Origin of the sequence: Streptomyces sp. NPDC006512 (genome assembly GCF_040611935.1) — a bacterium.
Taxonomy (GTDB): Bacteria; Actinomycetota; Actinomycetes; order Streptomycetales; family Streptomycetaceae; genus Streptomyces.
In genome coordinates this window covers 5499-19081 of the sequence record NZ_JBEXPG010000035.1, presented here as the reverse complement: position 1 = coordinate 19081, position 13583 = coordinate 5499, and the positions used below count along the sequence as shown (strand labels likewise).

The 13583-nt window shown below is 68.8% G+C and carries 10 protein-coding genes and 1 pseudogene; 6 read left to right on the top strand and 5 right to left on the bottom strand.

The window, feature by feature from the left end:
* Positions 1–83 precede the first annotated feature (83 nt).
* From ABZZ17_RS23855 to ABZZ17_RS23845, 3 genes are all read left to right on the top strand, one after another.
* A complete protein-coding gene (locus ABZZ17_RS23855; RefSeq protein WP_356878338.1) occupies positions 84–1355 on the top strand; it encodes an extracellular solute-binding protein in 1272 nt (423 codons plus the stop codon).
* Positions 1356–1534: 179 nt separating this feature from the next.
* Positions 1535–2395 (top strand): sugar ABC transporter permease, encoded by an 861-nt coding sequence (locus tag ABZZ17_RS23850; RefSeq protein ID WP_356878405.1) that lies wholly within the window; start codon positions 1535–1537, stop codon positions 2393–2395.
* Positions 2396–2412: 17 nt separating this feature from the next.
* Positions 2413–3300: a carbohydrate ABC transporter permease gene (locus ABZZ17_RS23845; RefSeq protein ID WP_356878404.1), complete on the top strand. Its 888-nt coding sequence runs from the start codon at positions 2413–2415 to the stop codon at positions 3298–3300.
* A gap of 31 nt (positions 3301–3331) precedes the next feature.
* Here ABZZ17_RS23845 and ABZZ17_RS23840 read toward each other — a convergent pair whose 3' ends face one another.
* The 4 genes from ABZZ17_RS23840 to ABZZ17_RS23825 all read right to left on the bottom strand — a co-directional run bounded on the left by ABZZ17_RS23840 (position 3332) and on the right by ABZZ17_RS23825 (position 10340).
* Positions 3332–3766: an ATP-binding protein gene (locus tag ABZZ17_RS23840; RefSeq protein WP_356878337.1), complete on the bottom strand. Its 435-nt coding sequence runs from the start codon at positions 3764–3766 to the stop codon at positions 3332–3334.
* Between the two features lie 232 nt (positions 3767–3998).
* Complete coding sequence (locus ABZZ17_RS23835) at positions 3999–5330, bottom strand: MFS transporter (protein ID WP_356878336.1); 1332 nt, start codon at positions 5328–5330, stop codon at positions 3999–4001.
* Positions 5331–5535: 205 nt separating this feature from the next.
* The gene (locus tag ABZZ17_RS23830; protein WP_356878335.1) at positions 5536–8325 is read right to left on the bottom strand and encodes an AAA family ATPase; all 2790 of its coding nucleotides are present in this window, start codon (positions 8323–8325) and stop codon (positions 5536–5538) included.
* A 326-nt stretch (positions 8326–8651) separates the two neighbouring features.
* Positions 8652–10340, bottom strand: a complete 1689-nt coding sequence (locus tag ABZZ17_RS23825; RefSeq protein WP_356878334.1) for an SWIM zinc finger family protein — start codon at positions 10338–10340, stop codon at positions 8652–8654.
* A 663-nt stretch (positions 10341–11003) separates the two neighbouring features.
* Between ABZZ17_RS23825 and ABZZ17_RS23820 the strand changes: the two genes are divergently transcribed.
* The 3 genes from ABZZ17_RS23820 (at position 11004) to ABZZ17_RS23810 (ending at position 13354) form a co-directional block, all read left to right on the top strand.
* Positions 11004–11519 (top strand): hypothetical protein, encoded by a 516-nt coding sequence (locus tag ABZZ17_RS23820; protein WP_356878333.1) that lies wholly within the window; start codon positions 11004–11006, stop codon positions 11517–11519.
* A 135-nt stretch (positions 11520–11654) separates the two neighbouring features.
* On the top strand, positions 11655–12137 hold the full coding sequence (locus ABZZ17_RS23815; protein ID WP_356878332.1) for a toxin: 483 nt from the start codon (positions 11655–11657) through the stop codon (positions 12135–12137).
* Entirely contained in the window at positions 12137–13354 is a 1218-nt protein-coding gene (locus ABZZ17_RS23810; protein WP_356878331.1) for an MAB_1171c family putative transporter, read from the top strand. Before ABZZ17_RS23815 ends, ABZZ17_RS23810 begins: the two co-directional genes overlap by 1 nt.
* 11 nt (positions 13355–13365) lie before the next feature.
* Here ABZZ17_RS23810 and ABZZ17_RS23805 read toward each other — a convergent pair.
* Positions 13366–13583 (bottom strand): annotated as a pseudogene (locus ABZZ17_RS23805) (hypothetical protein); the annotation flags it as partial.

Below are 13583 nucleotides of genomic sequence, written 5' to 3'. Positions count from 1 at the left end.
GCTACAGCACCAGCCCATACGCCTTTTCACAAAGCCGAGCCCGGCCCCGCACGGCCTGGCCCCACGTTGAAAGCGGTACACCTGTGATCAAGAAGGTCCTCAGCCTCGCCGCCCTGTGTGCACTCGGAGCCGCCTCCCTCACCGCCTGCGGGAGCTCCACGGCCGATTCCAAGACCAACGGCCCGGTGACCCTGAAACTGGTCGCGGCCGACTACGGGGACTCCGCGGCCAACAGCTCCCAGACGTACTGGGCGGACGTCGTCAAGCGGTTCGAGACCGCCAACCCGACCATCAAGGTCGATCTGCAGGTCGTGAACTGGAACGACATCGACAAGCAGGTCAAGACCATGGTGCAGAGCGGCAACGTGCCGGACATCCTGCAGACGGGCGGCTACGCCGACAAGGTCGCCGACGACCTGCTCTACCCGGTCGACGACGTGCTGTCGGCGGTCTCCCAGGCCAACTTCATCCCCAGCTTCGCCAAGGCGGGCGAGGTGGAGGGAACCCAGTACGGCATCCCCTTCGTCTCCTCCGCCCGCGCGTTCTTCTACAACAAGGCCCTCCTGGAGAAGGCCGGCGTCAGCGCCCCGCCCAGGACGTGGGCCGAGGTGCGGGACGTCGCGGAGAAGGTCAAGGCCAAGGTGCCCGACGTCACCCCGTACGCGCTGCCGCTGGGGCCCGAGGAGGCCCAGGGCGAGAGCATGATGTGGCAGCTCGGAAACGGAGGCGGTTTCACCGGCGTCGAAGGCAAGTACGCGATCAACAGCAAGGCGAACATCGACACCTACGCCTGGCTGAAGTCGAACCTCGTGGACCGCGGCCTGACGTACGCGAACCCCGCGACCACCGACCGCAAGACCGCGTTCGCGGACTTCGCCGCAGGCAAGGCGGCCATGCTCAACGGCCACCCCGCGCTCATCGCCGCCGCGAAGGAGGGCAAGGTCGACTACGCGATCGCTCCCATCCCGGGCAAGGACGGTCCGCTCGCCTCCACCCTCGGCGTCGCCGACTGGACGATGGCGTTCAAGAAGAACGGACACAAGGACGAGATCAAGAAGTTCCTGGACTTCACGTACTCGAAGGAGAACACGCTGAAGTTCGACGAGCTGTACAACCTCATGCCCGTCACCAAGGACACACTGGCCGAGATGACCTCGAACGGCAAGCACGCCGATCTCGCCCCGTTCTTCGAGCTCCTGCCGAACGCCTCGTTCTACCCCCTGGGTGACACCAGCTGGGACGCCGTCTCCGCCGAGATCAAGAAGAGTGTGGGTGGCGCTGTCGCCGGTGACCCGGCGAAGGTCCTGGGCGAACTCCAGAAGAAGGCCGAGGCAGCGGCAGCCGAAAGCCGCTGACCAGCAGGCCCGTGCGGCCCCTGATCCGCGGGGCGGGAGGCGGCCTCGGTCTCCCGCCCCGCTTCCCACCTCATGCGGCAGTTGCTGCCGCGCACCCAGGAAAGGCGACACCCGTGTCACATCAATCCGGCATCCGCCGGCGCCGGACGGCGGCGCCGGGCCGCGGCCCGGCCGGGCTCATGGCCCGGCTCGGCCCGCTGCCGTGGATAGCCCCCGCGGTCGTACTGATCCTGCTGGTCGTGATCTGGCCCGTCCAGGAGATGGTCCGCACCTCGTTCCTGCGCATCAGCACCAGCGGCTTCGTCCGCGGCAGCGCCGGCTTCGACAAGTACCGCAAGCTCTTCGACGAGCCCGACCTCGCCACCGTCCTGGGATGGACCGTGGTGTGGACCGTCGCGGTGGTGGCTCTCACCATGGTCATCTCCCTGGGGCTGGCGCAGCTGTTCAACCAGCAGTTTCCCGGCCGGAGGATCACCCGTTGGGCGCTGATCGCGCCGTGGGCCGCCTCGGTGCTGATGACTACCATCGGGTTCAAGTGGATGCTGGACCGCACGGCCGGCGTGCTCAACACCGCGCTCACCGATCTCGGCCTGATCGACGGCCCCCAGGACTGGCTCGGCGACCCGGCCACCGCCCGCCCGTGGATGATCCTGATCGCCGTGTTCGTGTCCCTGCCGTTCACGACGTACACCCTGCTGGCAGGTCTCCAGACCGTGCCGGGTGAGGTCTACGAGGCGTCGAAGGTCGACGGGACCAACCGGTGGCAGACCTACTGGCTGATCACACTGCCCCTGCTGCGTCCCGCGCTGCTCGTCGGGCTGGTCATCAACCTGATCAACGTCTTCAACTCGTTCCCCGTCATCTGGGGAACGACACAGGGCGGCCCCGGCAGCACGACCGCCACTTCCACCGTGTTCGCATACCAGTTGATGAACACCGACATCGGCGAATCGGCCGCCATGTCCGTCGTCAACTTCGCCCTGGTCGTGGTCATGGTCCTGGCGTTCCTGAAGGTCAGCCGCTGGAACGAGGAGAGCTGATGTCCGAGCAGACGCACATGTCCCCAGCCGGTCACGCACCTCGTGCAGGACGGCACCGGATCGAGGTTGCGCCACGCGCCAAACGGCCGGCCCTGAAGCCCACCACGCTGGTCGTCACCGCTGTCGCCTGGCTCCTGGCCGCCCTCTTCCTGCTGCCGTACCTGGAGATGGTCATCACGGGGCTGCGCCCCGCGGACGAACTGCGGGACCCCACCTACCTGCCCAGCCGTTTCGAGTGGTCGAACTTCGTCAACGTCTGGTCGGACTCCACCCTCGGCACCAACCTCCAGGTCACCCTGCTGGTGGCCGCCGGATCGACCCTCCTGGTCCTTCTCGTCGCGCTGCCGGCCGCGTACTACACCGCACGCAAGCGGTACCGCGGCCGCAAGATGTTCCTGCTGTTCGTCCTGGTCACGCAGATGTTCCAGCCGACATCGCTGCTGGTCGGGCTCTACCGCGAGTTCTACCAGTTCGACATGGTCAACTCCGTCTGGACATTGATCATTTGCAATGCGGCGTTCAACCTGGCCTTCGCGATCTGGATCCTCACCGCCTACATCTCCTCCATCCCCGTGGAGCTGGAGGAAGCGGCCCACATCGACGGCCTCGGACGGCTCGGCGCGCTGCGCCGCATCACCCTGCCGCTCGCGATGCCCGGCGTCGTCACAGCGGTGATCTTCACCTTCATCGCGGCCTGGAACGAGTTCGTCATGGGCCTGCGCCTCACGACGCTCCCGGAGAGCCAGCCGCTCACGGTCGGCATCAACAACTTCATCGGGAACTACACGGTGCAGTGGAACTACCTCTTCGCAGGTTCGGTGGTCGCCATCCTGCCCGTCGTCGTCCTCTTCGCCCTCATCGAGCGACAGGTCGTCTCAGGGCTCACCGCAGGCTCGGTCAAATGACACCAGCGGCCAGGACCGACCGTCCGGGGCGTCAGGAACTCACGAGGAGATCGGCCCAGACCAGATGCCCCGTGGCCAGTCGCCTGTGACCCCAGTCAGAGGCCAAGGCGTCCATGATCTCCAGACCTCTGCCCGAGGTCTCTTCCCAGCCGGCGGGATGAACGGTGCCGCCCACCCAGCCTTCACCCGCGTCGCCGACGGCGAGGTGGACGGCGAACACCGTGTCGTGCAGGGTCACTTGCCTGAGGGTGTGCCAAACCGGTCCACGCCCGTGCTTCGCCGCGTTCGTGACGAGCTCGGAGACGATGAGAGCCGCGTCGTCGACCAGCCACGGCAGCCCCCAGTCTCGGAGCGTCCTGCTCACCTGCTCACGGGCGGTGTGGGGGCATGTCGCGACGTCCGTAAGCTGCCAGACGGGGGCGGCCCTGATGATCTGCCGGTCGCCGGGAGCGATGGTGGAGTACATGGCCGACCTGCTTTCCGCGTTCTCGTCGGAGATCCGCATTTCCGGCACTGCCCGCATTCCACAACCGAAACGGCTGCTCGGAGCCATCTGAGATGGTTACCTTAAATGAGGCGATATGGCCGATTGCTTCCGATATCCACAGAACACGGAGGATTAATGGGGGAACAATACGTAGTGCCCCCTATCTCTGCGCAGGAAGCCTAGGGGTCTACAAAAGCCCAGGTCAGAGCAGTCATGTCGGGCGCCCGGACCCAGCCGGGCCGTGACGGGGCCAAGGCTCGGCGAGGTCGGCCCCGCTGGTCTCAGGCAGCCTCCACAGGCAGACCAGCGTCAGGACTCCCAGCGCCGCCCAGTACCAGCCGACCGGTGCCGCCGAGCCGTAGGCGTCGGTCAGCTTGGCCGCGATCAGCGGCGAGAGGGCACCGCCTGTGACCCCGCCCAGGTTGTACGTCAGCGCGACCGCCGTGTATCGCACCCTGGTCGGGAACAGCTCCGGAAGATAGGACGCCACGGGCCCGGCCCCGCATCCGAATGCCGTCATCGCCCCTGTCAGCGCCAGAAGCATCAACGGCCACCGCCCCGACTCCAGAAGGGGAAAGAACACCAGCGCCCAAACCGCCCCCGCCACTACTGCCACCAGCAGAATCCGCCGCCGCCCCGACGTGTCGCTGCGCCGCGCGCTCACCAAGGTCGCCGCGATCGCCGCCAACGCGCTCGGCAGCAGCATGGACAGGAATACCGTGCTGGGAACGGCGAGCCACTTCGTCGCGTATGCCAGCGCATAGGTGGTGGTGAGATAGAACGCCGCAAAGCCCACGGTGATCATTCCGCAGCCCAGCAGTACCGTCCGCCAGTGGCTGCGCAGTACCTCAACCGCCGGAGGCTGCTTGTCGACCAGTCCGGTTCGCCCCGTGAACAGTGGTGTCTCCGCGATCCGAAGCCGCACGAATAGCCCCACCAGAACCATGACCGCGGACGCCAGAAAGGGCATCCGCCACCCCCATTCGAGGAACGCCTCTTCCTCCAGAAAGAATCTGAACGCCAAGAACACCCCTTGCGCGAGCATGAAGCCGATCATGGGTCCGAGCTGTAGAAATGCACCGTAACGCCCTCGCTGCTTTGCGGGGGAGTGCTCTGCGATCAGCAGCGCCGCGCCCGTCCATTCCCCGCCGAGGCCCACTCCCTGGCAGATCCTCAGCAGTACCAGGACGGCCGGCGCCCACCACCCCCACACCGCGAATCCGGGCAGCAGCCCAACCGCCACGGTGGCCAGTCCCATCAGCGAAAGCGATGCCACCAAGGGCGCTTTGCGTCCCATTCGGTCGCCGAAGTGACCGAACAACAACGCCCCGAACGGCCGGGCGACGAATGCGACTGCATACACCGACAGTGATGCCAGAAGTTTTCCTGTCGTGCCTAGCTCCGGAAAGAAGACGTCGCCGAAAACGAGTGCCGCCGCCGCGCCGTAGATGAAGAAGTCGTAGTATTCGATCGCCGTACCGATCAGCGCCGCCGCGGCGACCTGACCCATTCGCGTCGCCTTATGGTCATCCGGGCTTTCCATGCCGTCACCCTGACGACCGGCCGCTCCGGAGTCCAGCTCCGGCGGGCGTGTCGGTGGCCATGTGGTGCCCGGGCAGCCTCTGCACCTGAGCCTCCCGCAAGAGCCATGGGAAAGGGTCCCGTGGGGCCGAGGGCCAGTCGTTCGCGCGGTCGGCTCGTCCGGTCCGCCTCCTTCCCGACCGCTCGCCCGGGGCAGGCCCACTGCGTCAGGAGATGTGGTCGCGGGTGGTGTGGAGTTTACGGAGGACGTTGGCGACGTGGTGCTCGACGGTGCGGGGGGACAGGGAGAGGCTGCGGGCGATGTCCTGGTTCGTGGCGCCGGTGGTGAGGAGGTCTGCGACTTCCTGCTCGCGGGGGGACAGCTGAGTGCCATAGCCGCGGCGGCCCCGGAGGTTGGGCCGGAGCTGGCCGGCGTCGCGGAGGGCTCGTTGGCAGCGGCCGACGTCGGCGGTGGCGCCGAGGCGGGTGAAGACGTCGAGAGCCTGTTGGAGGTGGGTGCCGGCGTGTCCGGGACTGTGGGGCAGGAGTGTTCGGCCGGTGTGCTCGACCACGAGGGCGGCATGGTAGACGCGGTCGATGGCCTGGAATCGGATGCGGGCTTCATCGAGGTGGCGGACGGCCGTCTCGGGGTCGGTGCCGGCGGCGAGCAGGCCGCGACACCAGGCCACCTCGGCCCGCACCCCGGGCGCGTCGCGGCCTTCGACACCGTCGGACGCCTCGGCGGTGAGCCGCTCGGCGTCCGTACGGAGGTCACACGCCAGCGCGGCTTCGACGGCGACGGGCACCAGACCCGTCGCCCACGTCCAGTTCTCATTTCGACGTGCCGCATCGATTCCCGGGCGCAGGGTGTTCCAGGCGGCGTGCGGGTCGCCTTGCAGCAGGTCGAGCCGCCCCACCGCCGCGATGCCGGACAGGAAGAGCGGTCCGAACTCCTTCCTCATGACGTCGGCGCATCCCTCGCGCGCCCGGGTCCACTGGCCCCGCGCCACGTCCAGCCACGGGCGCACCACGAGTGCGAAACTGTGGAACGGGTTGCTCTCCGTGACCTGGCCGGCGAATGTCTCGGCCCTCTCGTCCAGGCCTGACCAGCGCCCTCCCATGAAGTCCAGGCGAAGCCGAAGAGACCCGCAGATCACCTCCCCGAGCTGATACCCGACACGGTGAGAAAACACCTCGGCGTCTTCGGCCATGGTGCGGCTGCGCTCCTCGCCGCGCCAGAACGCGAGCTCCGCCGTGTTGACCAGTGCCCGGGCGCACTGTCGTTGGACCTTCAGATCGGGGCTGCGACGGGGAAATTGCTCGAGCAGTTCGACCGCGAGCCGGTCCCCGAGCGCCGCAAGGAGGGTGATCCTGCTGGCCAGTACGGTGGCGTGCGCCACGGGATCGGTGGTGCGGGCCACCGTCTCCAGGGCCCGGTCCATCCACGCCAGGCCTTCGGCCGCCGGCACGTCGCTGACCACCCTCATGCCGATGGTGGCCATGGCGACGGCAGCCAGGTCGGGGCGGCCGGCCAGCTCTCCCACCGCCCGTTCGAGTCCTGCCGTGCTCGATCTGGCGAGAGTTGTGGCGATCCGGCCGAGGCCGAGGCGGATCTCGCCAAGGGTGGGGGTGGGCAGGGCAGGGTCCTCCAGGATGTGTTCCAGGAGTGCCACGCTTGCCGTGGGATCCGCCCGGTTGACGGCGATGCGGGCGAGGGAGAGGGCCGTGCGGGTGCGGTCCTCGACGGGAAGGGAGGGTTCGGCGAGGAGCTGCTGCAGAAGGTCGGTGGCGATGCCGTCGTCACCGACCGCGACGGCCTGGTCGGCGGCGGCCAGGGCGCGGGGGAGCCAGGCCCGGGTGTCGCCCAGCTGGCGGGTGTGGTGGGCGATCCGCACCAGCGGCGGCGGCTGCTGCTCGGACAGCGCGTCCACCGCCCGCCCATGCAGTCTGCGCCGCCGGGGGCCGAGGATCCTGTCGTAGACCGCGCGGCGGGCCAGCACGTGCCGGAAGCCGTACCACCCGGGCGACGTCTCGCTCAGGACGCTGGCCTCCAGCGCCGCCTCCAGACCCGCCTCGGCCTGCTCCTCCTCCAGACCCGCCAGCGCCGCCAGGAGTTCCTCGGTGGCCGGTACGGCCAGGACGGCGGCGGCCTGCACCACCGCCACCGCCTCCGGGGCCAGAACCGCGACCCGGCTGTTCAGCGCCTCCTGCAACGCCCGGGGCACTCCCATGTCCTCCAGGGATCTCGCCCCGTCGGCCGGTGAACGGGCGAGCCGGTCGGCCACCGTCAGCAAGTCCTCCTCCGCGACCAGCGGAAGCCCCTGACTGCGCTCGAACAGCCTGCCGCCGAGCGCGGCGGCCGCGGCCGGCCCGACCACCGACACGGCGAGCTCCCGCACCTCACTCTCGGTGAACGGGCTGAGGGTGATCTCCGTGCCTCCGACGCCGACCGGCCGCCGGTACGGCGCGCCCAGCGCATTGCCGTGCTCGGGCAGGTCCTCCGCCCGGTAGGTCAGGACCAGCCGCAGATCCTGCGGAGGATTGCGGGCGAGCAGCAGCAGGAGGTCTCGTGTCGCCTCGTCCACCCAGTGCAGGTCCTCCACTACCAGCACCACCGGCCCCAACACCCCCAGGAGCTCGTGCACCGCCCGCATCAACCGCTGCGCGTCACCTCCGGCCTCGGGATCAGCAAGAGCACCCCGCTCGTCCTTCGGAAGCTGCCAGGCGACAGCCGGCAGATACGGTGCCAGCGCAGCGGTAGCGGCGCTGAGCTTCGCCTGGGAGTCGATGTGCAGGTCGGCGGTGCGCAGCGCGTCGATGACCGGGCCGAACGGCAGCGGCTCACGCAACGGGTGGCACCCGCCCCACATCACGGTCGCGTTCTCCAGCCTGCCCGTGGCCTCCCTGAGGAGCCGGGACTTCCCGATCCCGGCCTCGCCCTTGACCAGCACCACCGACGGCCCCACCCGCAAGGCCTGCGCCAGTGAGGCCAGCTCCTCCCGGCGCCCCACGAACACCAGGCCCGCCCGCCCATCAGGGGCTGCCCGGCCCCTCCGCGACCCGGCCACAACCCACCACCACCCACGAAATGAGAATGCCTGGGCCTCTTCACGCTACCGGATCGTGGCCAACCGGGCCCGCCTCTCCATCCGGGCCGCCGCCGAGCGCCTCATCCAGGCAGCCACCGCCCCGGTACTGCTGCCATCGGGCCCGGACGGCACCGAGGCCCCCGTCATGGCGTTCCTGCACCGGTGCACGGCCTCCCTGGCTGGAGATGTTCCTGACGGACGAGGCACTGCTGCAGCGGTGGACCGGCCGCGGAGACGGGGTACCGGTGCACCGCTCAGAGCCCGTACAGGTCAAGGATCGCCATCAGCTTCCGTTTGCGTTTCTGGTCGGCGCGCAGGGTGGCCAGGTAGTCGGCGAACTCGGCCTCAGTGCCCAGCGAGTGGTGGCAGGCGCGGACGCTGAGCAGCAGTTTCGCCATGCGTTCGTACGCGGTGTCGCCGGTCCGCGTACGCAGCGGGTCGATCCAGCGCAGGTAGACGGTCAGCGCGTCGGCCGGTCGCTGGTCGCGGATCCGGTCGGCGAGAGCGAGCCACTGCCGCTGGTCCGCGTACCCGTCTTCGGCGGCCTGCCAGGCGGCGTCGAGGTCGACGTCGTCGATGAGCGCGTCGACCAGTACCGAGCCGCTGTACCCGTGGCCGGTCTTGGGCTGGGCTACGGCTTTGAGTACCGTGAGGGCGTCGGTGCGCTCGGCGTCCTCCCAGGCGCCGGCCGTCCGGGCGGCCGTACGCAGATGGCTGTAGGTGGCCAGTGACGGGTGGACCCGCAGCATGTTCCGCCGGACCGTGACGGCGTCGGCCAGGCGGTCGGCCCGCGAGTACCGTTCGCAGACGAAGGCGATCAGCTCGTCGTCCGGCACACAGTCGGACTCGGCCTCCCGCAGGCCGCGTTCGGCCCACTCCAGAGCCTCGGCCGTGCGGCCCGCCGTCTCCAGCTCCCGGGCGATGACCAGGTGGGTGTGTCCGTTCGGGGCGAGGTCCGTCGCATGGACCGCGACCAGCATGTCCACGCTGCCACGATCCGCCTTCAGGAGGCGCTCCATGAGAGACTTCTCCGCCCACCTCTTGGGGTTGGCCCGCCATGCGTCCACCACCAGATCGCGCGCCCGGGCCAGGCCCCGCTCACCCAGCACGTCCCGATAGTCGAAGAGATCGATGTCCGTGGCGTCGTTCACTTCGTCCAACAGGTGGCCCACGAGCCACTCGGCGCACGCCACCGGGTCGGGCCGGGCAGCGCGGCAAGCCTCCAGATGGGCCTCGGCCAGCCCGGTCGCGACCTCCCCGACCAGGCCGTCTGAGTCGTCGATCTCCCCGTACGTGCGGCCCAGTGCCCGCAGGGCCTCTCGGGCCACCTCCACCGCATCCGCGGCTCGGCCTCGCGCGGTCAGCGCCCGAAGGGCGGTGACCGCCTCAGCGGCCTGTAGGCCATAGGCACCGGCGTCGGCGTACTCGACGTAGCCGTAGCGGGCGAAGGGCCGGGTGTCGAGGAGGCTCAGGATGCGCTCCCGGACGACGCCTATGTCTTCCCCGGCGGTGGCCGCACGAAGCTCGAGGCGGTGGCGCAGGTCACGGTCGTCGGCGAGCTGTTCCCTCACCAGGGCGAGTAGTTCCTCGCGATCACGGGACTCCAGCCAGGTCTCCAGCAGCCTGGTACGCGAGGCAGCGGCCGAGCGCCGCTGAGGTACGGACTCGGCCTGGCCGAGGACGGCCAAGCCCACCGCCACGCAGTGTTTGCAGAAGTTGCCCTCCTGCCCGTACGGGCAGTCGCACCACCCGGTGAGGCCACCGTCCCCGTCCTCGGTCAGTTCGACCTCGTAGGCGTCGGTGCCGTCCACGGTCGCGGTGATCGCCTGCTCCCCGATCTCCAGCCGGGACAGCGCGGACAGGTAGCCGAGCCCGCGCTCGAACGAACGGGCACCTGCCAGCCGGCGCAGGTCTTCCTCCGTGAAACCCAGAGCATGTGTCACGGAATTCATTCAACCGGATGGCTGCCCTGCCCTTCACCGCATCGGACAGGCTCCCCTCCAAAGGGACTCGCGCCGTACGCAGCCTGTCGGCGATGCCCTGCCGGGTCGCGGATGCGCCGATGTAAGCGGAGAACTCCCGTGAGTTCGAAGAAGAGCGGCTGATCGACGGCGAGGTCGGATCTGGCCCGTAACCGGTCGGGCGGTCTTGACTAGCGAGTGGCAGATGGGGATGAACGCGGCCAGCTCAGAGCTCGTTTGCGGTCCCGGTACGGAGGGCTCTGTCAGCCTCCTCCCGCACGTCATCTCACCGGTGATGACCACGGACTGCCCGCCCGCGGCCGGGATGACCGTACATGTGGCCGCGGGTACCGCCGCTGCGGCGGGCGCCAGGGTGGCCGCGCCGCCGAGTCAGACCCAGGACGCCAGGATGCCTCAGGCGAGAGCGTGCCGAGCACGTGGGTACATGAGGGTGCAGCCATCGGGAGGACGGGCGCCGTCAGCGCGTTGCGCGGACGGCTGCCGGGGGGTGTCTGCGAAGGTGCCCACCTGTTTCATTGTCTTTCCCCCTGTCCCGGGGTGGCGATTGGACCGGTACCTCTCACTCGGCGGTGGCCTCCGTCGGCGGTACGGTAGGGGTCTTGATCGGAGGTAGGGGTGAATGCAGTGGGGCCCGGCGTTACCAGTGGCTCAGGGGGACCCGAACGCTCGGCGGAGCGTGCGCGGAAGATCGCCGAGCGACTGGACCGGCTGATCGGCCGAGAGGCGGCCAAGGAGGGCGGCCGGGCACCGGCGTACCGGGAACTGGCGGAGCGCATCAACAAGCTGGCAGGCCGCGACGTCATCTCCAAGGACACGATCCGCAACCTGCACCACGGTGTGAACCAGAAGGGAATGGTCCCGAACCCCACCGTGGACACCCTCGACTGGCTCGGCCGCGGCTTCGGAATCCAGGCCGGTGCGAGCTACTTCGTGGACGACGCCAAGGCCTCCGTGGTGGACGAACAGCTGGACCGGCTGGAGAAGATCGGCGAGCTGAGGCAGGCCTTGGGTAACTCCGAGGTGGTCAGCCTCGTCCAACGGGCGTCGGGCCTTTCCGACGGCAGCCTTCACATGCTGGTCGCTCTCGCTGACAAGCTCAAGCAGCTCGAGGACAACGCCGGAGGCGGCGAATCCAGGTAGGCATCGGCCGGCACCGCGTAGTCGCGGCCGGCGGTCGCCCGGCGCGGGCCACCTCGGACCGATCCCCTTCCTTCAAGAAGAAACGTTCTCTCAACCATGTCGCTTCCCCGAGGCCTGCGCAGACGCTGCGAGGCCATGCTCGCCAGCCTGGACCTGCCGAGTCCCTTCACCGTCGACGGCTTACGCGCCTGCCTGGAGGGGCAACGTGGTCGGCCCATCGTGATGGAGCCCCTTCCCGTACTGGGCCGTGACGCGCCGTGCGGTCTGTGGATAGCGCTGCCGAGCGTCGACGTCGTCTTCTACGAACAGCACACCAGTCCCGCGCATCAGGACCTCATCAAGCTTCACGAGCTCGGCCACGTCCTGTGCGGCCATTCCGGCGTGCTGGAACTGTCCCATCTGGCCGCGCTGATGCCCGATTTGACAGCGGAGGCCGTCGCCGAGGTGATTGGCGCGCGGCGGACATCCTACGACACCGTCGAGGAGCAGGAGGCGGAGATGATCGCACTCCTGTTGGCCGATCGTTGTGGGTCCGCAGACCCGGTCGATCCCGCCTCGAGCCGGCTGGCAGAAAGCCTGTTGCACCCCGTTCGTAGCCGCCGCTGGAGGAAGCGCTGATGCGTCCGCTGTTCGAATGGCTGATGCCCCTCCTCGCGTGGAGCGTAGTGATCTGGCGAGCGCCCTCCGCGTTCACCACTCCGGCCAACCGCGCGCTCTGGGCCGCCTTCACCGCGGGCGCGATCGGGCTGAGCACCCGTCCTCCCCGGATCGCGCGATTCCTCGAGTCGGTGACCGGAGTCGGCGACGTGACGATGCTGATCAAGCACCTCGCCATCGTGGTGGCTGCCTCTTGTCTCCTCGACTACGTCCACGCGATTCACAAGCGACCCGGTCAGGAGCGCGCCGCGCGTCTGAGGCTGTTCCTGACCGGTACCGTGATGGCCGTCCTTACTGGCCTTTTCGTGTTCGTCCTTCCGCACGACTACGCCGGTGGGTACGGCATCGATGCGCACTTCGGCCACCCCGGCGTCCAGCTGTACCTCGGTGTGCTCAGCACCGTGTACGCGGCATCCTCCCTGCAGGCTACGGTCCTCTTCTGGTCGAACCGTCGCAACGTTCCCCCGGGGCTGCTCCGGGTCGGCGTGACCTGCCTGGCCGCGGCGACGGCCAACGGGGTCCTCTACACCCTGTACCGGATCTACTTCGTCCTGCGGGAGGGCGATTCCACGATCCTCGACGCCGACGGCGATCCCGTACCGCCGACGGACCCGATAAGTGAACTGCTCCCCGCCATTTCCGTCGTGCTGCTCGTTCTCGGCGTTTCCATTCCCCCGACCCGCGCTCTCGTCCGCTACTTCCTTGACCAGTACGCACTGTGGCGCCTCCATCCGCTGTGGGCGGACCTGGTGACGGCGGTGCCGCACGTGGTCCTGGGCACCCCCACCAGCCGCGTCCGCGACCTGTTCACGTTCGGCGACCGTTCCCTCGACGTGGCCCATCGCGCCTTCGCCATCCGCGACGCCATCCTCGTCCTGCGCGACGACACGCCAGCCAAGGAACCGGCATCAGGAGCGCCAGCCACTGTCCACGACGAGGACCCGGCGCGAACGCAAGCCCGCTGGCTGCGCCTCTCCGTACAGCGACGTGCGCGGAACCTTCCGGCGCCCGCACTTCCCACCACACTCGACCGCACCACCGGCGGCCGCACGCCGCGCGAGGAGGTCGCCTGGCTCCTCACGATCGCCATCGCCTACCAACCGGTGCGGAACACGGGAACGGCCGGCAGCCCCCACCGTCGATGCGGTAGGGGCGGCCGGGGGTACCAGGTGCCGTGAAGCGAGGTCCTCTACTGGGTGGTGGAGGCGGTCAGTGCGGTGATGCCGGCTGCGTTGCCGGGGATTTCGTCCCAGTCGGTGGTCCATTGGCCGGTGGTGTAGTTGGCGTCCTTGGTGTAGACGCGTCCGCTGGTGCCGATGGCGTAGACGTGCATGGTGTTGCCGGTGACTGTGCTGGTGAGGGCTTTCAGGCCGGTTCCGCCGAGGGAGGTCCAGGATCCGGTCCACT